This is a genomic window from Bacteroidota bacterium, from assembly GCA_016718825.1.
GTDB lineage: Bacteria > Bacteroidota > Bacteroidia > J057 > JADKCL01 > JADKCL01.
This window is the reverse complement of sequence record JADKCL010000039.1, coordinates 1-21473: the sequence shown is the minus strand read 5'-3', so window position 1 is coordinate 21473 and position 21473 is coordinate 1. Positions and strand designations below refer to the sequence as shown.

General features: G+C 50.0%; 26 protein-coding genes. 10 read left to right on the top strand and 16 right to left on the bottom strand.

Annotated features, from left to right (window positions below; all coding sequences use genetic code 11):
- The first annotated feature begins 161 nt into the window (after nucleotides 1-161).
- Nucleotides 162-1181, top strand: coding sequence for a zinc-binding dehydrogenase (locus IPN95_26085; protein MBK9452828.1), 1020 nt, complete (start codon nucleotides 162-164; stop codon nucleotides 1179-1181).
- Between the two features lie 165 nt (nucleotides 1182-1346).
- Here the strand turns inward: IPN95_26085 and IPN95_26080 are convergent, their stop codons facing one another.
- Nucleotides 1347-2411, bottom strand: a complete 1065-nt coding sequence (locus IPN95_26080) for a hypothetical protein (protein ID MBK9452827.1) — start codon at nucleotides 2409-2411, stop codon at nucleotides 1347-1349.
- A 48-nt stretch (nucleotides 2412-2459) separates the two neighbouring features.
- Between IPN95_26080 and IPN95_26075 the strand changes: the two genes are divergently transcribed.
- Nucleotides 2460-3902 (top strand): T9SS type A sorting domain-containing protein, encoded by a 1443-nt coding sequence (locus IPN95_26075; protein ID MBK9452826.1) that lies wholly within the window; start codon nucleotides 2460-2462, stop codon nucleotides 3900-3902.
- A 480-nt stretch (nucleotides 3903-4382) separates the two neighbouring features.
- Here the strand turns inward: IPN95_26075 and IPN95_26070 are convergent, their stop codons facing one another.
- Complete coding sequence (locus IPN95_26070) at nucleotides 4383-5492, bottom strand: T9SS type A sorting domain-containing protein (protein ID MBK9452825.1); 1110 nt, start codon at nucleotides 5490-5492, stop codon at nucleotides 4383-4385.
- Between the two features lie 346 nt (nucleotides 5493-5838).
- Between IPN95_26070 and IPN95_26065 the strand changes: the two genes are divergently transcribed.
- The gene (locus IPN95_26065) at nucleotides 5839-6030 is read left to right on the top strand and encodes a hypothetical protein (protein MBK9452824.1); all 192 of its coding nucleotides are present in this window, start codon (nucleotides 5839-5841) and stop codon (nucleotides 6028-6030) included.
- A 344-nt stretch (nucleotides 6031-6374) separates the two neighbouring features.
- On the opposite strand, the gene IPN95_26060 is transcribed toward IPN95_26065, so the two are convergent.
- The 3 genes from IPN95_26060 to IPN95_26050 form a co-directional block, all read right to left on the bottom strand.
- Nucleotides 6375-6833 (bottom strand): hypothetical protein, encoded by a 459-nt coding sequence (locus tag IPN95_26060; protein ID MBK9452823.1) that lies wholly within the window; start codon nucleotides 6831-6833, stop codon nucleotides 6375-6377.
- A gap of 78 nt (nucleotides 6834-6911) precedes the next feature.
- Entirely contained in the window at nucleotides 6912-7316 is a 405-nt protein-coding gene (locus IPN95_26055; GenBank protein MBK9452822.1) for a hypothetical protein, read from the bottom strand.
- A 46-nt stretch (nucleotides 7317-7362) separates the two neighbouring features.
- Nucleotides 7363-8346, bottom strand: a complete 984-nt coding sequence (locus tag IPN95_26050) for an SIR2 family protein (protein MBK9452821.1) — start codon at nucleotides 8344-8346, stop codon at nucleotides 7363-7365.
- Nucleotides 8347-8974: 628 nt separating this feature from the next.
- Between IPN95_26050 and IPN95_26045 the strand changes: the two genes are divergently transcribed.
- A complete protein-coding gene (locus IPN95_26045; protein MBK9452820.1) occupies nucleotides 8975-9142 on the top strand; it encodes a hypothetical protein in 168 nt (55 codons plus the stop codon).
- Nucleotides 9143-9154: 12 nt separating this feature from the next.
- Here the strand turns inward: IPN95_26045 and IPN95_26040 are convergent, their stop codons facing one another.
- On the bottom strand, nucleotides 9155-11689 hold the full coding sequence (locus IPN95_26040; protein ID MBK9452819.1) for a T9SS type A sorting domain-containing protein: 2535 nt from the start codon (nucleotides 11687-11689) through the stop codon (nucleotides 9155-9157).
- 44 nt (nucleotides 11690-11733) lie between these two features.
- Between IPN95_26040 and IPN95_26035 the strand changes: the two genes are divergently transcribed.
- The 6 genes from IPN95_26035 to IPN95_26010 all read left to right on the top strand — a co-directional run bounded on the left by IPN95_26035 (nucleotide 11734) and on the right by IPN95_26010 (nucleotide 16586).
- A complete protein-coding gene (locus IPN95_26035) occupies nucleotides 11734-12369 on the top strand; it encodes a hypothetical protein (protein MBK9452818.1) in 636 nt (211 codons plus the stop codon).
- A 414-nt stretch (nucleotides 12370-12783) separates the two neighbouring features.
- Nucleotides 12784-13338: a hypothetical protein gene (locus IPN95_26030; GenBank protein MBK9452817.1), complete on the top strand. Its 555-nt coding sequence runs from the start codon at nucleotides 12784-12786 to the stop codon at nucleotides 13336-13338.
- Between the two features lie 12 nt (nucleotides 13339-13350).
- On the top strand, nucleotides 13351-14292 hold the full coding sequence (locus IPN95_26025; GenBank protein MBK9452816.1) for a DUF1186 domain-containing protein: 942 nt from the start codon (nucleotides 13351-13353) through the stop codon (nucleotides 14290-14292).
- Nucleotides 14293-14755: 463 nt separating this feature from the next.
- Entirely contained in the window at nucleotides 14756-15433 is a 678-nt protein-coding gene (locus IPN95_26020) for a hypothetical protein (GenBank protein MBK9452815.1), read from the top strand.
- A gap of 304 nt (nucleotides 15434-15737) precedes the next feature.
- Nucleotides 15738-16244, top strand: coding sequence for a hypothetical protein (locus IPN95_26015; protein ID MBK9452814.1), 507 nt, complete (start codon nucleotides 15738-15740; stop codon nucleotides 16242-16244).
- 33 nt (nucleotides 16245-16277) lie between these two features.
- Nucleotides 16278-16586, top strand: coding sequence for a hypothetical protein (locus IPN95_26010; protein MBK9452813.1), 309 nt, complete (start codon nucleotides 16278-16280; stop codon nucleotides 16584-16586).
- Here IPN95_26010 and IPN95_26005 read toward each other — a convergent pair.
- The 10 genes from IPN95_26005 to IPN95_25960 form a co-directional block, all read right to left on the bottom strand.
- A complete protein-coding gene (locus IPN95_26005) occupies nucleotides 16561-17097 on the bottom strand; it encodes a hypothetical protein (protein MBK9452812.1) in 537 nt (178 codons plus the stop codon). The genes IPN95_26010 and IPN95_26005 overlap by 26 nt on opposite strands.
- A 437-nt stretch (nucleotides 17098-17534) precedes the next feature.
- Nucleotides 17535-17723: a hypothetical protein gene (locus IPN95_26000; protein ID MBK9452811.1), complete on the bottom strand. Its 189-nt coding sequence runs from the start codon at nucleotides 17721-17723 to the stop codon at nucleotides 17535-17537.
- Nucleotides 17724-17857: 134 nt separating this feature from the next.
- Complete coding sequence (locus IPN95_25995; protein MBK9452810.1) at nucleotides 17858-18049, bottom strand: hypothetical protein; 192 nt, start codon at nucleotides 18047-18049, stop codon at nucleotides 17858-17860.
- A complete protein-coding gene (locus IPN95_25990; GenBank protein MBK9452809.1) occupies nucleotides 18024-18491 on the bottom strand; it encodes a hypothetical protein in 468 nt (155 codons plus the stop codon). The genes IPN95_25995 and IPN95_25990 overlap by 26 nt, the downstream gene beginning before the upstream one ends.
- 434 nt (nucleotides 18492-18925) lie before the next feature.
- On the bottom strand, nucleotides 18926-19231 hold the full coding sequence (locus IPN95_25985; GenBank protein MBK9452808.1) for an AAA family ATPase: 306 nt from the start codon (nucleotides 19229-19231) through the stop codon (nucleotides 18926-18928).
- Nucleotides 19228-19458: a hypothetical protein gene (locus IPN95_25980; GenBank protein MBK9452807.1), complete on the bottom strand. Its 231-nt coding sequence runs from the start codon at nucleotides 19456-19458 to the stop codon at nucleotides 19228-19230. The genes IPN95_25985 and IPN95_25980 overlap by 4 nt, the downstream gene beginning before the upstream one ends.
- 6 nt (nucleotides 19459-19464) lie before the next feature.
- Nucleotides 19465-19806 (bottom strand): hypothetical protein, encoded by a 342-nt coding sequence (locus tag IPN95_25975; protein ID MBK9452806.1) that lies wholly within the window; start codon nucleotides 19804-19806, stop codon nucleotides 19465-19467.
- Between the two features lie 84 nt (nucleotides 19807-19890).
- The gene (locus tag IPN95_25970; GenBank protein ID MBK9452805.1) at nucleotides 19891-20079 is read right to left on the bottom strand and encodes a hypothetical protein; all 189 of its coding nucleotides are present in this window, start codon (nucleotides 20077-20079) and stop codon (nucleotides 19891-19893) included.
- 613 nt (nucleotides 20080-20692) lie between these two features.
- On the bottom strand, nucleotides 20693-20827 hold the full coding sequence (locus IPN95_25965; GenBank protein ID MBK9452804.1) for a DEAD/DEAH box helicase family protein: 135 nt from the start codon (nucleotides 20825-20827) through the stop codon (nucleotides 20693-20695).
- A 55-nt stretch (nucleotides 20828-20882) separates the two neighbouring features.
- On the bottom strand, nucleotides 20883-21188 hold the full coding sequence (locus IPN95_25960; protein ID MBK9452803.1) for a hypothetical protein: 306 nt from the start codon (nucleotides 21186-21188) through the stop codon (nucleotides 20883-20885).
- Nucleotides 21189-21473 lie beyond the last annotated feature (285 nt).

Sequence of the window (21473 nt, the reverse complement as noted above, 5' to 3'; positions counted from 1 at the left end):
CAGCGAAGCTAATTAAAAAACGAAGTTCAGCGAAGCTAATTGAAAATGAAGTTCCGGCGCGATCGGGGAGTGAAAAGTACGGAGATTTTGGGTTCGTTTTGATAGGCTCTTCGAATTCTTGCTTTTGGCTGTATCTTGTGCCCTCAATTAAGAGTCACCGCATGAAAGCATTTGTCCTCCAGAAATTCGGTTCCGCCGCTACTGCCTTTGAATTCAAGGAACAACCTGATCCGCGGGCGAGCAAAGGAACCGTCGTCGTCGAAACCGAAGCCTTTGGCATCAATTACGCCGACGTCGTCGCGCGCAAGGGCATGTACAAGGAATGTCCGCCGACGCCATGTGTGATCGGCTACGAAGCGGCAGGACGGATTACCGAAGTGGGCGAAGGCTGCGAACATCTTAAAGTCGGCATGCGCGTAGCGTGTTTTACCCGTTTTGGCGGATATGCAACGAAAGTCGTGGCGCCGGTTGCAGGGGTGGTACCCATTCCGGAGGACATGGAGGTCGGGATTGCTTTGGCCTTGATGGTGCAATATTCGACGGCGTGGTACTGCGCCGAATATGCCACCCGCATTTTGCCGGGCGATCATGTCTTGATCCAAGCGGCCGCAGGCGGCGTCGGAACGGCCTTGGTGCAAATCGCCAAACACCGCGGCGCCATTGTCTATGGCACCGCAGGCAGCGCCGCGAAATTGGAGTATTTGCGTTCCTTGGGTGTCGATCACCCGATCAACTACAACGAGGAGGACTTTTTCACGAAGATTCAGCAGCTCCGCGGCAAAGCCGGCGTGGACTTGGTGTATGACAGCTTGGGTGGCAAACAATTCAAACGCGGTTTCCAATTGCTGGGCAAAGGCGGCCGCATTGTCGGCATGGGTTCGGCAAGCCGAGAAGGCCGCGGCATTTTCGCCGATATCGGGACGCTGTTTGGCTTTGGCCGCTACTTTGCGGCGTTTTTGCTGATGGAAAGCCGGGGCATCATCGGCTGCAACATGTTGCGGGTGGCAGACCATCGTCCCGATGTCTTGCAGCATTGCTTGCAAGGCTCACTCCGAGGCGCAGCCGAAGGCTGGCTCAAACCCACAGTCGGCAAAGTATTCGCCTCCACCGAATTGACAGCAGCGCATGAATATGTCGAGCAGCGCAAGTCGATGGGGAAAGTGATCATTACTTGGAAGTGAAAAGCTAAAAGTGATAAGTGAGAAGTAACAAGTGGGAATTGTTTAGTGGAGAGTTGAGAGATGAGAGTGGAGAGTTGAAAAATTAGCAGCGTTCATTTCTTTGTGCCTTCGTTGCGAATTTGGGGGGGCGGGGCTTCGTGTCTTTGTGTCTTCGTGGCCGAACTCCTACTCCGAATATTCATCCTCCAAATACTCGATCACGGCTTTCCGTTTGATGCTGTCTTTTCCTTTCAGAATGGCCAACAATTCTTTGTTCCAGGCGTGGAGAAACAGCTTCTTGGATGCGCCCAAGTCAAAGGCCAATAGCTTTTCTGTATTGAGATTGGAAGATTTAAATTGGGGTTCCATTACACCCGTTTCGAGATTCGCAGTGTAAACAACATCCGCTTTTCCCTTGAAGGTCGGTTGATTTCCCCGGTAGCGGTAGCCCAATTCGATGGTCCACTCGTAGCGCACCGTCAGCGGATTGTAGCTTACAATTTTGCTTTCCAATTGCCGGTTGTAGACGCAAGGATTCGCCAAATTGACCTCTTCCAACAAAGCACCCGCAGGAACCAAATGGCCATTGACAGCCGTGTAAAATAGCCACGAATGTTGCCAGATTCCAGTTCCACTCCCTTGATTGACAAGGTGAAACGCACCTGACACGCCCTTTGTATCTGCAAATTTGCCGCCACGGATGCCGTATTTATGATAAACATTCTGCGCACCGAGGTAGCATCCGTTTTGGAAATAATAAACCCTTGATTCCCAACTCATTTCATCAGGATTCAGCAGCACCATGTCGATGCCATTCGCTACCTTCTCCCCTTCTGTAAATTCCCAAATAACGTTTACCGAATCGGCGATTGCACCCACGATCGATCCAATTTCCTCGCTTCCGAATATCCGAACTGCCGTCGCATACTCCAATAATCCTGACTTCCGGGAGGCCAAAAACGCTTCCCAATCCTCCTTGGATAGTTGTGTGCCAAGGTCAGAAAAATCACGCAACAGGCTGTCCGTCTCATGATTGACTTCCGCAATCCAAGGTTTAGGATCCTGTTTACCAACGGCCTGCACGTATTCGCTCCATTCCGCCACCGACCTTGCTGCACGTATTTCATTTGCCCCCTGCTCCGCTTGTCCCAGCAATGCTTCACTGAAAATCAGCAGCATCGCCATCAAAACGTGCATTTTCCAATTGTTACCGCGCAAATTCACCCTTCTTCCGAACGCTTGCATTTTCATTCTGCGATTTTCGCTAATTTTACTGAATCGTCCTTCTAAGAATCGCCTATGCGTTGGAAAGTTACACCCATCTTGCTCCTTTTTCTTATTTTCCTCACTTCGAATGCCTTCGCACAATTCAAATTGTATGAAAGCACCTTCAATGGCGGGGTCGTAACCGGCGGCTATTCCAATGGGGCAACCGTACCGAGTGGTTCGGGCAGTTTTAACGTGACGATTCCTCCGGGAAGTACCATTCGCCAGGCGTATCTTATTGCCGGCAGGGTTGGAAATGCGCCCAATCTCACCGTGACACTCAACGGAACCCCTTTTACGTTCAACGCCGGAAATATCGTCACGACGGGATTCAACACGCTTTATGGAGGAAATTCGGCCGTGCATGCGATTGACGTTACGGCTTCGATCAGTGCCGCAACCTCCGCCTATACCATTGCCGTTCCCGTCCAAAGCAATACAGTCTCCGACAAATTCCCCGAATTTTACCTCTACATCGCCTTCAACAATGCGGGCCTGCCTGCGATCAATTCGGCAATTTATTTGAACACGGTCACGCTGCAAGTGAGTTCATTTTCCTGGACCCTCAACACCACGCAGGCCGTCAACAACAGTCAGCCTGTGGGATTTGCCATCCTTGGCGGCTATGCAACGACAGGCTCCGACTGCGAACAGGTGGTGGTGAATGGAACGAACATTGGCTCATTTGGCGGTCAAGACTTCAACGCTTCCTCGCAATGGGGCTGCATGGGCGCATTTCAATATTACAACAACGTGCTCACGGGTTACAACGACGACAACGCCAATCAGGCCATCCTTTTGACGGATGCCTTGAGCAATATCCAAGGCGTGATTCCCGGAAGCACCAATTCGATTCCGGTGACCTTCAACCATTGCGGTGGCGGCAGCGACAACCATGTTTGGGCCGTTTTCCTGACTTGGGGCGGCGTGATTTTGGACGGGAACTTGCTCAACTTCGAAGCCCAACCGTTGGACAATTCCGTGCAACTCGCTTGGGCCACGAGTTCGGAAGAGGGTGTCTCCCACTTCGAATTGCAGCATAGCCTGAACGGAAATGACTTCAACACCGTCGGCAACGTGGCGGCCAAAGGCACAGAAAATGGCGAATCCTATACATGGCCACATGCCGATCCCCGCGAAGGCAGCAATTGGTACCGCGTGCGGATGGTTGGTGCCGATGGCGTAGCGAGTTTTTCAGAAATCCGCGAAGTGCAATTTGCCGGTGCCCATGCCTTGGCCATCGGTCTGAGCCCCAATCCGGTGCGGCGCGGCGGCGAATTGCAACTGCAATTGGTTACGGGAAATGCACTGAATTGGACCATTTACGGCATGGGCGACGGCCGGGAATTGCTCAAAGGACAACATACGAATGGCATGGCAGCGACCCTACCGACCAATCAATTGGCCGCAGGTGTTTATGGCCTGAAGCTTGAGGGCGATGGGAAAGTGCAGATGATGAAGTTTGTGGTGGAGTAATTTCTGGATCAGAATTTACAGAATTCGCAGAATTTTCGGAATTGGGGGTTGTGTTGAATTTAGCCGTTGCGGTTACTGAATGGTGCGCTTTGCCAACTCACTCAGAGGATGGTGTTTGAGTTGGCAAAGCATCTGGATTTCAGTATCGTGGTCAGTGACGGCTTTGCCAACTCAACACACCGCGTTCCGGGGAGTTGGCAAAACCTAATTTGTGGATTGTCGGTGCGCTTTGCCAACCTCTAGTTGCAAAGCAATTACGGATCAACCATGGTCATGCGGCTTTGCCAACTCACACTTCCGCGGAGTGCAAAACCCCCCCCGGATGGTGTTTGAGTTGGCAAAGCATCTATGATACAGCAATTCCGCAAAAGGCCATTGTGATGTTTTGCTCCGGAAGCACAGTACGAACAGCTAATCCAAATGAAAAAGCGCGGAGGCCCATAAGAGGCATCCGCGCTTTTGACCTTTTAATACAGTAGATCAACGCTGCAAGACGAGCTTCTGCTGCTTTACAATTCCAGTATTGGTGGTCAAGCGGGCGAAATAAATGCCGTTGGCCATCGATTCACCATCCAAAATGACTGTTTGGCGCAGGTTGGCACTGAGGTTTCCTTCAAACAAAGTGGCAACACGCATTCCTTGAAGATTGTACACTTCCAAATTCACCGCGGCATTGGAAGCGACTGCAATCGTAACGGCAGTTTGTGCAGCAAATGGATTGGGCGCAGCGGTCATTTCGACTTCTTGGACAATGGCATTTTGCAGTAGTGAGCGATCGGATTTTCTTACTGTTTGATCGATCAAATCCGACGCATTCTCGTTCACAATCCCCTTGCGGTGAACGCTGTCGCCACCGTGGCGGGTAGTTTGACCTTCGAATGCAATTTCTGAAAGATTGACGATCCCCTTACGGTGAACGCTGTCACCACCGTGGCGGGTAGTTTCTCCTTCGAATGCAATTTCTGAAAGGTTGACGATCCCCTTGCGGTGAACGCTGTCACCACCGTGGCGGGTAGTTTGACCTTCGAATGCAATTTCTGAAAGGTTGACGATCCCCTTGCGGTGCACGCTGTCGCCACCGTGGCGGGTAGTTTGACCTTCGAATGCAATTTCTGAAAGGTTGACGATCCCCTTGCGGTGCACGCTGTCACCACCGTGGCGGGTAGTTTGACCTTCGAATGCAATTTCTGACAAGTTCACGATCCCCTTACGGTGAACGCTGTCACCACCGTGGCGGGTAGTTTGACCTTCGAATGCAATTTCTGAAAGGTTGACGATCCCCTTGCGGTGAACGCTGTCACCACCGTGGCGGGTAGTTTGACCTTCGAATGCAATTTCTGAAAGGTTGGCTATCCCCTTGCGGTGCACGCTGTCACCACCGTGGCGGGTAGTTTGACCTTCGAATGCAATTTCTGACAAGTTCACGATCCCCTTGCGGTGAACGCTGTCGCCACCGTGCCTTGTGGTTGACGCCATTTGCGGACGTGATGCCGGATCAGTATTCGTTTTTTGACCGAAAGCGACATTCGCCCCCAAGAACGAAACGACAATCATCGACCCGACCAACAGTGGTTGTAACACTTTTTTCATCTTCTTTTCCTTAACAGTTGAATGATTCTTAAGCTGAATACTACGAAAGAGCGCACTGACAGCCATATCCGGATGGCAGCATTTTTGCATGTATGCATGCAAATAACAATGATTGCTTGCCCATAGGGCAAGTCCCTTAACAATCTTACCAATATTCTTCCTCGGAACCAATTGAATGTGAACAAATCCTCGACGTCGGTGCGTTTAGATTGTCGGTGCGCTTTGCCAACTCACTCGGCGGAGGATGTTTGAGTTGGCAAAGCAATTACGGATCAGCATCTTGGTCTGTGGCGGCTTTGCCAACTCATGACCCGCGTCCGGGGAGTTGCCAAAACCTAATTTGCGGATGACGGTGCGCTTTGCCAACTCACTCGGCGGATGGTTTGTGAGTTGGCAAAGCAATTACGGATCAGCATTGTTGTCTGTGGCGGCTTTGCAAACTTCCCAATCCTCGGGACCGGGGAGTTGGCAAAACCTAATTTGCGGATTGACGGTGCGCTTTGCCAACTCACTCGGCGGAGGATGTTTGCGTTGGTAAAGCAATTACGAATCAGCATGGTTGTCAGTGGCGGCTTTGCCAAGGTTCTCGACCGGGAGTTGGCAAACCCCCCCCCCCCCCCCCCCCCCCCCCCCCCCCCCCCCCCCCCCCCCCCCCCCCCCCCCCCCCCCCCCCCCCCCCCCCCCCCCCCCCCCCCCCCCCCCCCCCCCCCCCCCCCCCCCCCCCCCCCCCCCCCCCCCCCCCCCCCCCCCCCGCCCCCCCCCCCGCCGCCCCCCCCCCCCCCCGGCCCGCCCCCGCCCCCGCCCCCGGCCCCCCCCCCGCCCGGCCCCGGGCCCCCCCCCCCGCCCCCCGCCGATCTCCCCTTTCCGATCAGGCGGATGTGGCTACGGCACAATATTAAACTCAATCCCCGTGATCGATCCGGTATAGGAATAAGGCACCGGCGAACTCACGGTCGGCAACCACAACGAAAAGGTATGCGTGCCCGCTGGCAACCAATAGATTTGGTGGGGCACAGTGAGTGTTGTACTCGTCACCGACGAATAAATGATCACGTCGTCCATGTAGATTACGGGTGTTCCAGCCCAATTAAACAAGGCCGCATAGGTCGAGGTCGTGTATTGACCTTTCGTAATGTTGGCATTCGTGCTTTCAATTTTCCAGACTTTGCCGACCGGGATGTTGAATGTCTGAATGTTGACTTGATGGTAGTTGGATCCCACTCCAACCGACTGCGTCCCGACGAGGTCGATCTTGAAGGCTTGGTTGAATTGCAAATTGCCTTGCCCAAAAACGCATCCCGTCACCAACACGAATGCAAAAAGTACAATTAGATTCTTCATTCGATTATTCTTCAAATCAGAGGCTTTAACTCTATTCGCTCAAAACCCTGAATTCAACCCCAAGGCCGATTCTATAAATTATGAGAATTCTGCTCTAGAAACCATCACAGGTATAACAATGCCCCGCAACCGTAGTCGTGCTACCCACCCCCGGCAATGGCTGCCAGTACAAGTTACCTGCACCGTCCGTCGAAAGCACCTGCGTACCCGCACCATCTGCAGGCGCAGTACCCAAACGACATTCGCGGGAATGACATCCGGAGCTTTGAAGCCGACGAAGTTCGTGCCTGCGCCTGTGGGTTCAAGGAAACGCAGATCAGCCGTCTGCCCTGCCGCCGGACCAAACGGATCGATTTGAAGGGCAGCAGCGTTGTTGGGCTTGACATGCAGCTTGGACTGCGGGGTCGAAATGCCGATGCCGACATTCTGCCCGAAGCTCAACGATGCCAGACTCAGCAAGGAAAAAAGTACAAGGTAGCGCATAAACCGGTGGTTCTAAACGCCACGAAGTTAGCGCATTGCAGGGGAATTAGGAAACGGCGGTGGCGTCGGCTTCCAACATTTTCAGATAATAATCCTCGTAGCTGCTGCAAGCAATCGGCACCGGTTCCACGTCGAGGGAGCGGAACAGGTCGGTCTTTGCAGCATTGGCCTTTTTGCGGGAGAGCCGGGAGGCGAATTCGTTGAGGTCATTGGGATCGGCTTCCGGCAAGACGGCGTAGTAGTACCGAATTCGATTCTTGATCTGCCCTTTCTTCCGGCGCTTTTGCTTGGCCCGGTAATTGATCAGCCACCACAAATGGTGCTCGGAAAAGTCGAAGGACAAGCCCGCGATGGCCAAATCATGGGTGAAGAACAGGTCGATCCATGATTCCTCCTGAAAGTCCTTTTTGGCCATGCGGTCAAAGAGTCCCACCGAACTTTTGGTCACTTCGCCACGCAGGTACTTTTGCATTTCGCCGATGTATTGCGAGTAGTGTTCATAGCCGATCATGATCGACTTTGACGGAAAATTGCGGATGGATTCGAAGCGTTTGTTGTCGTGGATTTCGCCGTGCATGTGCCAAATGGAAAGCTCCGGCTGCTGGAAAATGGTCCTGCGTTTGATGCTGTTCAGGGTTTCGTAGGTACTCACCTCCCGTTGCCCGGATTCGTTGGAAAACGCAGGATCGATGGCCTTTTCGAAGGCGTAATCGTAGTTGGTGGTGAGGATATGGCGCACGCCCGTGGCGATCACGGCCTTGTGCAGGTGCGTCGCCGGCGTATTGCGGAAGGCATCCGCGATTTTCCCCTTGATCATCTTCAGGTTGTCGTCGTAGTCGCCCTTGGTTTTGAACAGGATTTCCTCGAATAACAATGGAAACGGCTTGAGTTCATTGGAGAGATCCACGGGCGTACCGATCGCCTTGGCGAGTGATTTCAGCAATTCGCTCCATGACTGCACATCGTTGGGAATCGCCCGGTTGATGCCGTTGCCAATCAGAAAGGCCCTTTTTTCCACCTTGTTGCCCATTGTTCCAATCCTGTTTTTCAAAATCCGGGTTCCCCGAAATCCTCCACTTGAAAACCCATTTTCCAAGCAGGCTCAATTTAGGGAGGGAATTTTGAAAATCAAGGCGATGTGGAGCGGGGAATAAGGTGGGGTTCTGCAACGGGTTATTCGTTGATGGTAGCATCGGTATTTGACGGTCAAACCTACGAGAAATGCGAATGCCGTGCCACGCTCCGGAGGAGCCCCGTCCAGGTAGCCCACGGCAAGCCGTTGAATAATCCCCTTTGTTCTGTTTTCGGCGCGGCCGAAAACAGACACACGGATAGAAATCGTTTCTGATCGAGGCTACCTAGACGCGACCCCGCTGGGGAAAGACGGGCCAATGTATACATCCTATTTGTCTGTGGCGGCTTTGCCAACTCATCACATCGCGCGCCGGGGAGAGTTGGCAAAACCTATTTTTACTTGTCGGTGCGCTTTGCCAACTCACTCAGAGGATGGTGTGTGAGTTGGCAAAGCAATTACGGATCAGCATGGTGGTCAGTGGCGGCTTTGCCAACTCATCACACCGCGTGGCGGGGAGAGTTGGCAAAACCTACCCTTGGCTGACAGTCCCCCTTGCCAACTCACTCGGCGGAGGATGTTTGAGTTGGCAAAGCAATTACCGATCATCGCAGTGGTCAGTGGCGGCTTTGCCAACTCATCACACCGCGTGGCGGGGAGAGTTGGCAAAACCTACGCCTGGTTTTCGGTGCGCTTTGCCAACTCACTCGGAGGATGGTGTGTGAGTTGGCAAAGCATCCATTTTGCAACGTGACAATCCGTAGCCTCACTCCTTCACCACCCGCAAGGCAACTTGCCTGCCATCACCCAGCAATCGCATCATGTAAACCCCGCTCGCAAGCTCGATCAGACTGATTTCGGTGACCTGCGTCTCGACGGACATCCTGCGGACAAGCCGCCCCTGTGCGTCCAACAACTGCAGCTCCAATCCCTCGATCAAATTTGGCAATTGCAGGGTGAGTTTGTCTGCGAATGGATTGGGATAAACACTGATTGCGCTGCAAAATCCGCAATCCGGCAATCCGACGACAGTCTCGCAGGTGCTTGTGTCGGTGCAGGTGCCGTTGCTGACGACCACGGCGTAGCTGCCCGAACTTGTTGCGGTGAAGGTTTCCATATTTGCACCGGAGACGGGCGTATTGCCATTGCCACAGTCAATCCATTGGTAGGTCAATCCGCTGGGCGAAGCGGTGAGCGTGCCGCCGTTGACTGTGACACCCGCAGATACGGGTACAAGGGTGAGGGTGAGGATGAGCGTACTGTCACAACCTGCCGCGTTCGTGAGCGTCTGCGTGTACGTACCCGCGGATGTGTACGTCTGCCCGTTGAGCGTGAAGCTTGTGCAGGCGGATTGCGTCAGCGTCGCGCTTGTGGGTTGGTTGATGGTAAGGTTCAAGGTAATGACGGAATCACAGCCTTGCGAATTGGTCAATGTCGCCGTTTTGGGGCCGCTTGTGGTATAGGTTTGGCCATTCGCGGGCCAAAAGTAGGCGCCACAAGCGGTGGCAGATTGGCTGGCACTGGTATTTTGGTTGATCAGCAGGCTGATGGTCAATGTCGAATCGCAGCCGTTTGCATTCGTCAGGGTCTGCACATAGGTCCCCGAACTCGTGTACGTTTGGCCGTTGATCGTGTAGGGACCGCATTGTGTGGTACTCAAGGTCCCGAAGGTCGGCTGACGAATGGTCAAAAAGAGTGAAATCGTGGAATCACAGCCGACGTGGTTTCCAATGATCTGATTGTAGGTTCCCGAATTCGTATAGGTTTGGCCATTCAGGGTATAGCTGAAGCAGGCAGTGTCGGTCACCGTCGAAAATGTATTCAGCCCGGTACACTGCGACAGCTTGACAAGGAACATGTCGTATTGATTGACACCCGGCAGGCTCGTCAGGTTTTGGACGCCGACGCCAGGGTCAAAGTCCACCTCTCCTGTGAAAAATCCGAGTACATGGATGCTCTTGTCAGGCCCCAAAGCGATCGCATTTCCATTCAACGATCCTCCCGGACCCTCCAATGCACCTGCCCAAACGAAAACGCCACTGCTATCCAGCTTCTGGATAAATGCCGAACCAATCAACGGACTCGGTGCCGAATAAAGATTGAATACACCGACGCCCGGATCAAAATCCACCGTACCGATGTAATATCCCGTCGAATAAATATTGCCGAGATTGTCGACATCCATTGACTTCGCAAGGTCTTCGGCGATGGCCCCTCCCATCGTCGCCACCCAGCGAAAATCCCCATTCGGAGACAAGCGAAGCACAAAAATGTCCTGCGAGCCGGCGATTGTAATTCTCGTAGTCGTACCGGTGCCTGGGTCAAAATCCACCGTATCCTGAAATGTACCGGCCAAGACGATATTCCCCCATGGATCCGCCCGCACTTCAGTGGGACTGCCGCCCCCATTGGGTCCGCCAATGTTTTTCGCCCATTGGAAATTACCCCCCGAATTGAGCTTCAATACAAAAAAGTCCAAGTCAACCCCGCCATCGGGAATGATAAATGTTCCACTACCAGGATCCACGTCTGTATTTCCTGAATAATAAGCAGTTAACAAGACATTCCCCGCAGCATCGACATCCACACCAGTTGGATACAAAAATTGATTTCCCGCCCAGACTCGGTGCCATTGGTAAACGCCAAAGTTTGCAGCAAGCTTGACCATAAATATATTGCCGCTGTTTGGGAGCGTTTCAAATTGTGTTCCCAATAGCGGATCAAAATCAACTGTACCGCCCCAGACTCCAATCACCACCGGATTTTCATTTTCGTCAAGTGTGATGGATCGGCCTTGTCCAGAGGAGGCGGTTCCACCGAAAGCGCAGACCCAGAGGAAATTTCCATTCGGATCCAATTTCAATACGAAGGCCCCTACGTTCCCGTCGGTGGTCTCGAGGTGGGTAGAAAAGCTGGGGTCAAAATCGACGGTATTTGTGTAAACGCCGGTGACATAAACTTCGCCCATGGTGTTGGTCACCACATCATTGGCCGAGTCATACGTAGTGCCTCCGATCTTTTTTGCCCAAAGCAGTTGGCCATTGGGGCCGAGTTTTTGGATAAAAATATCTTGGGCGCCATTGCTCACAAGATTCAGCGTGCCGGCGCCCGGGTTGGCATCCATCGTACCACTAAAGTAGCCCACACTGACGACATTACCGGATGGATCGACGTCCACCGCCTTGGCCTCCTCGTAGAGGCTATTGCCCGTTTGTACTACCCAATCGAAGGTCTGGGCGTGGAGATGCGTACCGAAAAGCAAGAGGCAAACAAACAAGGAGAGAACGCGCGGAAATGTCATTGAGAATTCGATTGAGGATGAAAAACAAAGGTAGGTGATTGTGGATGGAATGTCAAAATATCGATGCGTTGTTGGCGATATGCCAAGCGGAGGATGGCGGTGCGCTTTGCCAACTCACTCGGTGGATGGTGACTGTGCGCTTTGCCAACTCACTCGGCGGATGGTGTTTGAGTTGGCAAAGCAATTGTGGATCAGCACCGTGGTCAGTGGCGGCTTTGCCAACTCATCACACCGCGTGCTGGAGGAGTTGGCAAAACCTACCCTTGCCTGCCAGTGCGCTTTGCCAACTCACTCGCCGGATGGTGTTTGAGTTGGCAAAGCAATTACGGATCAGCACTATTTGTCAGTGGCGGCTTTGCCAACTCATCACACCGTGTGCCGGGGAGAGTTGGCAAAACCTACCCTTGGCTGGCAGTGCGCTTTGCCAACTCATTCGGCGGATGGTGTTTGAGTTGGCAAAGCAATTGTGGATCAGCACCGTGGTCAGTGGCGGCTTTGCCAACTCATCACACCGCGTGCTGGAGAGAGTTGGCAAAACCTACCCTTGCCTGACAGTGCGCTTTGCCAACTCACTCGGAGGATGGTGTTTGAGTTGGCAAAGCAATTACGGATCAGCACAGTGGTCAGTGGCGGCTTTGCCAACTCATCACACCGCGTGCCGGGGAGTTGGCAAAACCTAGTTTGTGGATCGTGACAGTGCGCTTTGCCAACTCACTCGCCGGATGGTGTTTGAGTTGGCAAAGCAATTACGGATCAGCATAGTGGTCAGTGGCGGCTTTGCCAACTCATCACACCGCGTGCCGGGGAGTTGGCAAAACCTACCCTTGCCTGACAGTGCGCTTTGCCAACTCACTCAGCGGATGGTGTTTGAGTTGGCAAAGCAATTACGGATCAGCATCGTAGTCAGTGGCGGCTTTGCCAACTCATCACACCGCGTTGTGGGGAGAGTTGGCAAAACCTAATTTGTGGATCGTCGCAAAACCTATACTGTGGATGGTCAAAACCTATGCTGCGGGCACCAACGCCCCCCCCTTCCCCACATCCGTTGAAAACCCGAATTTGACCGACAATCCACCCCTGCTTATCCTTGCGCCATGAATTGGAACAAAAACGCATTCTCCGAATTTCCCTATACCATCACTGCGAATAACCATTATTGGACCGAACATCCGGAGTTTGACAAGAAGTCGGGGGCTGAGTTTTCCAAGCTGTACCGCCAAGCGATTGAAAATAAGCGGCCTGTGGAACGTGACATTCGGCAGGCGATCGCGAAATGGCCTACGGTGGCGGGATTCCAATGGTTGTTGGCCGAATGCTTTTCGTATGAAGACGAAGATCAGATGGATGAGGTCCTCGAGGCCATGATCGAAAACCATCCGACGTCGATCTTTTCGGTCGTCGCCAACCTCGGCCGCGTCATTTCGCACGACGAAGAATTGCCGACCTATTTTGGCTTGGACGATTCGCTCGAACTCGACGAATTGTTCCCCGACCGCAATGTGTTTCATGCCTATGAGGTTTTTCTCTACGAATCGACCCTCTTTTTGGTCTCGTTCCATGTCAGCAGTGGCCATTGTGATTTGGAGCGCCATCGACCGCTACCTTCAGATTGCCGACGCTCATCAACGCCAATCAAATCGCGATGTTGACCGAGATCATCCATGAAAAGCATCCAGGTCGACAGCAGCGACCATGACCTGTTGAATGAAAACGACGATCCCTTCGGCGATGGCGACTTTGACGATGAGGAGGATGAAGACGACGAAGACAATGCAAGTCCGGAGGAAATGGCCCGTCGATTTCGCGTATCCTCCAAGTTCCTCGAAATCCAAACCACCGAGCCGCCACGTTTCCATTTGGCGGTGACCGAAGCCTTGTATTCGGCCCCGATGCAGCTGCCGGATGACCTGATGCAAGACCTGTTGGCCCAAGACCGTGCTTTGCTCATTGCGGATCTGGAACTTGTATTGCGCGATGCCGTCGTGCGATTTGACTACTTCAGCGTCCTAAAAGATGAAAATTATTCCAGCCTGCATGCCTTCATTTTGCTCTGCCATTTCCAATCGGTGGCGAGCATTCCCGTGATACTGGATTTCCTGTCACAACCCGAACATGTCCTCAATCATTGGCTGGACGACATTCTCGAGCAAAACGTTCCGCAATGGCTTGCGCCGATGTTGCAACAGAATCTGAGCGCCTTCGACGCCTTGATTTTGGATGGGGATGCCTACGAATTTGCGCGCATCGCAGGCCTCGCAACCTTGGAACAATTTGCCTTGCATTGGCCGGAACGCAAAACCGATGTCGAAGACCATTTCCTGGAATTGCTGCTTGCGATCAATGCCCCCGAAAATCCAACGTTGGGTCAACCGTTGGTCAACAGCTATATCTCCTTCCTTGCAAGCAGCCTGAAAATGAAACGTCTCCATGCAGCCATGCAACCGCTGTTTGCGGCCGACAAGGTTGGATCAACCTTCATCGGAAGCTGGAAAGAAGCAGAAAAGGAATTCAACAACGAGAACAATCAGGCCATAAAAATGCCAATGTACCTCGATGACCTCCGGAGCACATACCACGAAGGGCTGGATTGGGCGAGTGTTTGAGGGGGGGGATGAAACACGCGGAAAACCCGGCAGCTGAAGCAACCGGAAATTGAGTAGCCAGGAACGCTGTACAAGCAAGCCGCTGAAATTGAGTCAACAGCGTGGTAAGATTCTTTCTCAATTTCAGCACCAACGTGATCACGGCGGAATGGCTATTCAATCTTCAGATCAGCGAAGCTAATCACCGTATCCTTTAGGTTACGGACGCCAACCAACATCCGGCAGCTGAAGCAACCGGAAATTGAGTAGCCAGAAACCGAACAAAGCAAGCCGCTGAAATTGAGTCAACAGCGTGTAAGATTTTCTCTCAATTTCAGCATAACGTTGATCACGGCGGAATGGCTACTTAATTACCGTATCGTTTAGGTTACGACCCCAAAGGCAGCCAAATCCACCGCCAAAATTGAAATTCCCATTCGCAGACATTAACTTTGGGCTCCAACATTCGCAGAAGGCATTCCCCATGAAAGAAAAACCAACACCACCCAAGAAGCCCAACAAATCTGCTGCGCCGACTCCCCCGCCGCCACGGTATAGGATTCCCGAACGGACGACCTTTTTGACGGCGACGATGACTTGCATTTGCGGCGTGGTGTCAGAACAGGAATTCCCTTGGGCTTTTGGCGCATTCGAAGATACTTTAAGTGTTTTGTGCCAACTCCCCTGCCCTGCCTGCGGAGCCAACCGTTATGCTTCTTGCAAATATTACCATCCACCGATCGACGAGGAAATCCTGACGGTTTGGAGCCGTTACACCGACGTTTGTTTTTCGAGTCAAGACGAAGACCTTCTGCTTGCCTCCGTAGAATATCTGCCGTGGATGGAGAAATTGATCGATGACCCGCTTACGCATCCTAGGAAACGCGGGGACTTGGTCTGCGCCATTATCACCTTGATTTTCAACGCGACGCCATCGCCCGGCAGCAAATGGTCCGAAGCGGAATTGGCGCAATGCGAAATCCTTCGGGAACGTGCCATCGCCTTTCTCAAACCCCGCATTCCCGTGGAGATGCTGCCCCATTACCATCATTGGGGTTACATCGCCCGCATCGTCTATCCGCAACTCGGCGCTACCTTCGATGAACAGCATCAGCCAAAGGTTCCCGAAGTGGAAGCGAAAGAGCCGCCGCTGATCTTGTAGAAATCACCGCTACCTCCATTTGCCAAATCCATTCCTTCTACCCAAATTCACCCCCTGCCAGCGTGGACCAGTCCCAGCCGGCACTTTGATCACCGCCAAATCACCCATGGACACCACCGTCACCTTCGCTGCGCACAGCCCCGGTAATGCGCACAAGATCCGTTCACATTCATTCCCTATCATGCCCATAGACGCCACCTTGTCCATTGACCTAGGCGACATCGAAAATTCAGCGAAATAGAGGCTCCGCATTTCTCCAAAAAATCACGACCTTCACCTTTCAATTTCATCCATTGATTCGACATTGAAGCAAGACAACGTCCTCTATCTCCAATTTGCCGATGGCCAAGAAGAGGCATTTGAGATCATCTTTGCCGAATTTTCCTTTTGGTTTGTTTATGCAGAATTGGAAGACGAAGAGCCGGCCAAGGACGAACACGGCGAAAACATCGGGGAAATCAAAATCACAATTCGGACAGGAAAAGCCCTGCATCCAAACCCTGAATTGGGTCCCGCGCGTTTGCATCCGCCGCGATTGGTCATGCACCCGCGCATGAGCGGCGAATCTTTGATGCTTTATCCGGGCAAGATCAGGCAGCTGCCAACATCGAGCCCTTTCCATCTCGATCCGATCCACAACAGCCTCTTTTATCGTGGCCACTACGGGAAGATCGAGAATATCGAAGCCGAGGTGCTCAGATCCGAAGGAGACGACTATCGGATGCATTTCACCGCCGATGGCATCCTTGCAGACTCGGGCACCGCTCCTATACACCTCGAAGCCATTGTCGATCTCAAATTTTCCATCTAATTTCCCTGCGTCATTCCAAATTCCCATTCACACATGGACATCACCGCCACCTTCCTCAACATCAACAAAATCATCGAACGGGAGAGCAAAAGCGCGACCTACAAGTTTGCTTTGCTGCGGGGGGTGATTGACATCGTGCAGGACAACTCGCCATACATCCGTGTGGTGGATGGGTTGGTGGAAATGCCCTTGGGGCTGTTGATGGAGAAGTGGATTTTGTATTATTATCCGTTGCTGGGGCCCCATCAGCGGATTCAGCAAATTGGCGGGGCGTTTCGGCTGGCTTTTGAACAACAAATGGCGCCGGTGATCGCCCCTATTGAATATTCTGCCGCTTCCTAAGCAGGTTCAGAAAGAAAGTAGGTTGGATAAACCCTCTTGAATTGTCTTCATGAGCCTCTTTAATCAATGTGAGGCCACCATTTGCATAAGCTTCCATTGTGTACATAAGAATCCCCACAGCTTGATCAATCGTAATTTCACCCCGTTCCAAGGACAAAAGGTCAAGGTTTGACTTTGCAACCAAACTGATAAATAAATATTCTTGAATGGTTGACAAATCACGCCTATCTAATTTGCCAGCCTTACTCCCCCAAAACTGTATAGGATGACCAAAATCATCCTTTGGATCTTTATCCCCAAGCGGAACAAACTCGTTAGAATACAATCCTAGAAAGAATGCATAAATGTATAATTCATAATTGGAACCAAAATGCTTGCCCAAGTCTACTCTGGACTTTTCGGATCCTCCTCCCTTTTGGGAAATTCCTTCAAAAAGAGGACCGCGAAATGCTTTGTGATACTTTGGAACTTTCAGACTCCATTTATCAAATAAACTTTCCATATTTTTCAAATTTCAATCACTTCAGTTGCAATGGTGCTTAGCACATTTGAATCGAATGGTCGCTAACACGAAGCCATATAGCTCGTGATCGTTTGACATCATCAAATGATGGCTTGACTTCGAGAGACCGCTGTCAGATTTCTCCCCAAAAATTCTTTCGTCAATAGTATTATCTGCCTTCAGACTCTGAAATAATATTCAGAATGATGCTGTTTTGACTTCTCCGAAGGAGGAAGTCGGCGCATCAAATATAATCGGATATGATTCATCCTCATCACCCTTGGCAATTTGTGAGATTCCAAAAGAATTGAAATATGCATCGAAGTCAACAGTGACTGATTGGGCCTATGAAGCTTTTCATCTCTTTCACGCAGTTCAATCACCACCGAGGTTCTCCCATTAAATTCCTCACGTTGCAGAAAAATAATGCCAGAAGAACCCCTTGTTCATTCTTGCAAAATACTCATTACTAATGTCCTCCAACCTAGAAATGAACTCATCATACATGCGATATTTTGTTTCTTAAAAACCTTTTCAATAACCCTCATTAAATCCCTAGTTTTTACAAGAAAGGCACTTGCTGACACTTTGTCGATCGCCTCCATTTCCATCTGTTCTGGTTCTAATATCGGCATTTAACCTATTCAATGTAACCTCAAATCCCTAGAAGTCTTCTGAAAATCAATCTTTGGGTCTGCCATGAATTATAGTCCTTCAGAGACGATCGAGATCTTTTTCTCCGATCGACCTACCAACAATTCTATCGCGATCATTCTTTTCCACTTCCAAGGGCAGCTTCAAGCCGCGCAATATCGTTTCTACGGTCTTCGTTGAAGGAAAACCTTGCAGCAACTTTTTCGGGAATTTCACGAAGCTTGACTTTATCATTCTCATGCCGCGAAGACATTACAAAAAGCCGATCTATGTAATTTGCTTTAAAAGGAACTTCCAACCTCTTCATCATCTTGGATGGGCAAATGCGATTTGAAGTATTCCTGCAGTCGTCGATACATAAAGTTGTAGGCATCAGTACCTTTCTTTGCCTCCCTATTGCACACCTTACAAATCTCTTCTTGTAACATTTCCTCCATGTGCACCTTGGATGGTACAGTCAATGGTAACGGAACTGCATTATTAAGCAATTCTAGGTGCGCCATACGTTGACCTTCTCGAACTCCCTTTTCCCGATCAAATTCGGATTGGATTTTTCTCCTTAAGTTGTAAGCATTCTCCACTTTCAAAATATACTCATCAAGCACAGGCTCGAAGCCCTCCAAAATCCAAAATTCATCCAACAAAGGGATGGTGAAATTATCGTCCAGCCTAGATCTTGTGGTTAGTAAGTCTTTCTCGATGGTTGAAATCCTACCATTAATATTTTGAAGCTCTTGCGCATTTTTCACGTATCGTTCCGCATCCTCCTAAATTAGCAAGTAACAACTCCAGCTGCTGATGCGCAGTGTCAATTTCCTTTTCAACGCGACCCTTCTTCGATTGCAAAAGTGAGATTTCAGTTTCCAATGCTTTATATCTGGCGGTGTTGCTTGAATCGCGTTTCGTCGATTCTTTCACATTGGCCTCAGTTCGTGTCCTGAGAGCCTCGCCGATCCTTATATACTTATCGTAGTGTTTAACGGTGGAGAACCGGTTTATCAGATTAGCTAAGGCATTGTCGTTGTTACGAAATATATCCAATTCTGTCTCTCCCTTAAACAAAGAATATGCGCGAATTTGGTTTGGAAACACCTCCTCCAAAAGTTCCTTCCCAGAAACCTTAGATCTTTCACCTCAAATGTTCTCCGAATAACCAACAAAAGATAATTCCTTAGAATGCACATTACCTTGGGAATTCAATGCTACAACAAATGATCTTGAGCCCCTGGGTTTCATCAAGGTGCTCAACCACTATTTGAACTCCCACCTTAAACTCACCACCATCCTGAAGTTCTGAAATGGCTTTTGCGGATGCCAGGAGAATAGGATCCCAATCACGTTCATTCAAAAGCCAATCCATGGCCTCAATGAACTTGGTTTTTCCTTCCCCGTTGTCTCCAAGGATAATATTAAGTCCTGAGGAAAAGTCAAAAGTTGATATCCGATGATAACAAAGGAAATTCTCGATGACAACTTGCCGAAATATCATATTTTACCGGTTAAGTAGTTCGTGATTTGCGAATAAAGCAACTTCTCAGTTGCAGGCGTTGAAGATTCTAACGAATCAACAATCAGCGCAATTGTGCTAATAATTGGGATCTCAGAAACCAATCCTTCATTAATAGTTTTCGGGAGTTGGTGGCTTTGCAAATCCCATTTGGACTGAAATATTTCATGCTGCATGAAATTTCTAAATATGTCATCTTTTCTAGCCATTATTAATTAAAATTGTCGTCGACACCAAAATCCTCCAAGCTCCCCATAATGACCAAGTGCGCTTTTGAGTTCCGAATAGGAATCCATTGGGTTCATTGCGAGCTTAGAAAAATCGAATACTCGTTGCAATTCTTTCTTAAATAAAGATTTTTCCATTTCGAATGTCTCATCTACGCGTTCTGAACGAGGAACAACAACGAGATCATGAATCGTTGCGAAATGCTTGTCCCTATGGATTCTGAGAACCCTGCCCCTACGTTGAATAAACTGACGAGGGTTGCCAGTACTTGAACAGAAAATCGCTAACTCAGATCTTGGTACATCTACCCCTTCATCGAGGCACTTCATTGAGGTTAGGACGTGAACCTTACCGCTTTCAAAATCCTTCAGAGTTGACCTCTATCCTTGGAGCCCGAGGTGAACTGCTAACCATCACCGTGAAATCAGTATTGGTACCTCTCTAGTGTAGGCATCAATCAAACGGAGATCCTCCTCGCTGTCTGCATCGATGTCATCTTCCTCATAATTGGCTTCAATACCTTCGGGCACGTACACTAAGGTATATTTGAGGTTGCCCTTCAATTCGAACTCGTGGTGAACGATTTGAACAAAGGCACTCAACTTACTTGCGCTTTATGAACGATTCTTTTCCTCGCCAGCAAAAGAAATTCTACGCCAGATTCCTTTCTAGGTGCCTGTTTTTGAGTCAAAATACTTAAAAAGCTGCTTGAGATTCTGAAATATTCTTTAAGCCTCGTCGTTCAGGTAGACGAGATGAGGAAAATATTTGTATTTACACAACCATTCATTGTCAATTTTTTCATCGAATATGAACAGATGTATGGAGGGGAATCGCCGAAAAATGTTTGGATCGTATCGTTTCCAATCTCATCGTATTGCCGTTCAGGTGTCGCTGAAAGCCCAATTCGTCTTTCCAAATGGCACGATTTCAATACCGCAGATACCTTCGGAGCACCAATGTTATGTAATTCATCCGCAATAAGCAGGGTATCTAGGGGTAGTGAGGTAAAATGAGTTTGAAATTTAACGCCTACAAATGAGGCATACGTGGCAATGACAATGAAGGAGGAATTAATGATTGTCGACGCCGTATTGAAAAAAAGAAAAGACTTGCATCCCATTTCTCTTTGCTGCTAACTGTGATAACATTTGAAAGTTAAACTTCATGCACTCCTTTCTCCACTGGTCTTGAAGCGCAACTGTTGGCACCAAATTATGGCGAAAATGTTCCGGACAATCTATATTCCTCAAGCAGACAATTCAAGGCAGTAATTGTCTTGCCTGTACCCGTTGCCATTGCAAATATACCTGTTCTACGATTTGCAACCCAATCTTGATATGCTTGCAACTGGTAGTCTCTAGGTCCAGAGAGCGATGGGAATCTTGGTTCTTGTCAATTGCATCTAGTCGAACTGTGATTTTTTCAGTAAGTCTCTTAGTTTCTTCTGGGTAGTTAATCCATGGCTCTCTGGCCCAGAAGGTTTTTTCATTGCCAGAAGATCGTGAATCGACTTCGGAGGAAAATAGGTAGCAACGGCAACCTCAACTTCTGAAACGTCCAAATAGTCCACGTCCCTAGACTGACCAGTAAAAATCTCTTCAAAGTACGTTTGTTGCTCCTCTATCATTCTGCTAGATCGGCTATTTTCCCAACTGAGAAAGGCATTGATGCGTTCAAGGTTTTCCAAAAGCCATAAGAAAAATTGCATGGCCCATCAAACAACACTGCATCTACATTGTCATAGAATATGCCTGATTTGAAATGAACGACACCACGTTTGTCTTTTGGCCTGACGATCACGATGGAAATGCGCTTCTGCGCAATTAGCCAACTATACAATCAAAAATTGCTGGCCGCTTGCATCTAACAACTTAAACATCGATTGAATATTTGACAATCCAAAAGATTACTATCAACTTCCCGAAGCCCTGCCGCGATTGTCCGCTTGTCGTCACCTGAAAGTACGTGATTGATTACCAATCGCATACTGCCA

Bases quoted from the DNA above. Each gene is read 5' to 3' on its own strand.
- IPN95_26075 (MBK9452826.1), top strand. From the start codon at position 2,460: ATGCGTTGGAAAGTTACACCCATCTTGCTCCTTTTTCTTATTTTCCTC.
- IPN95_26080 (MBK9452827.1), bottom strand. From the start codon at position 2,411: ATGAAAATGCAAGCGTTCGGAAGAAGGGTGAATTTGCGCGGTAACAAT.
- IPN95_26000 (MBK9452811.1), bottom strand. From the start codon at position 17,723: ATGCCGATATTAGAACCAGAACAGATGGAAATGGAGGCGATCGACAAA.
- IPN95_25975 (MBK9452806.1), bottom strand. From the start codon at position 19,806: ATGAAGTGCCTCGATGAAGGGGTAGATGTACCAAGATCTGAGTTAGCG.
- IPN95_26010 (MBK9452813.1), top strand. From the start codon at position 16,278: ATGGACATCACCGCCACCTTCCTCAACATCAACAAAATCATCGAACGG.
- IPN95_25995 (MBK9452810.1), bottom strand. From the start codon at position 18,049: ATGAAGAGGTTGGAAGTTCCTTTTAAAGCAAATTACATAGATCGGCTT.
- IPN95_25960 (MBK9452803.1), bottom strand. From the start codon at position 21,188: ATGCAATTTTTCTTATGGCTTTTGGAAAACCTTGAACGCATCAATGCC.
- IPN95_26040 (MBK9452819.1), bottom strand. From the start codon at position 11,689: ATGACATTTCCGCGCGTTCTCTCCTTGTTTGTTTGCCTCTTGCTTTTC.
- IPN95_26035 (MBK9452818.1), top strand. From the start codon at position 11,734: ATGGAATGTCAAAATATCGATGCGTTGTTGGCGATATGCCAAGCGGAG.
- IPN95_26065 (MBK9452824.1), top strand. From the start codon at position 5,839: ATGACGGTGCGCTTTGCCAACTCACTCGGCGGATGGTTTGTGAGTTGG.
- IPN95_26030 (MBK9452817.1), top strand. From the start codon at position 12,784: ATGAATTGGAACAAAAACGCATTCTCCGAATTTCCCTATACCATCACT.
- IPN95_26020 (MBK9452815.1), top strand. From the start codon at position 14,756: ATGAAAGAAAAACCAACACCACCCAAGAAGCCCAACAAATCTGCTGCG.
- IPN95_25985 (MBK9452808.1), bottom strand. From the start codon at position 19,231: ATGATATTTCGGCAAGTTGTCATCGAGAATTTCCTTTGTTATCATCGG.
- IPN95_25980 (MBK9452807.1), bottom strand. From the start codon at position 19,458: ATGGCTAGAAAAGATGACATATTTAGAAATTTCATGCAGCATGAAATA.
- IPN95_26060 (MBK9452823.1), bottom strand. From the start codon at position 6,833: ATGAAGAATCTAATTGTACTTTTTGCATTCGTGTTGGTGACGGGATGC.
- IPN95_26085 (MBK9452828.1), top strand. From the start codon at position 162: ATGAAAGCATTTGTCCTCCAGAAATTCGGTTCCGCCGCTACTGCCTTT.
- IPN95_26050 (MBK9452821.1), bottom strand. From the start codon at position 8,346: ATGGGCAACAAGGTGGAAAAAAGGGCCTTTCTGATTGGCAACGGCATC.
- IPN95_26025 (MBK9452816.1), top strand. From the start codon at position 13,351: ATGAAAAGCATCCAGGTCGACAGCAGCGACCATGACCTGTTGAATGAA.
- IPN95_26070 (MBK9452825.1), bottom strand. From the start codon at position 5,492: ATGAAAAAAGTGTTACAACCACTGTTGGTCGGGTCGATGATTGTCGTT.
- IPN95_26055 (MBK9452822.1), bottom strand. From the start codon at position 7,316: ATGCGCTACCTTGTACTTTTTTCCTTGCTGAGTCTGGCATCGTTGAGC.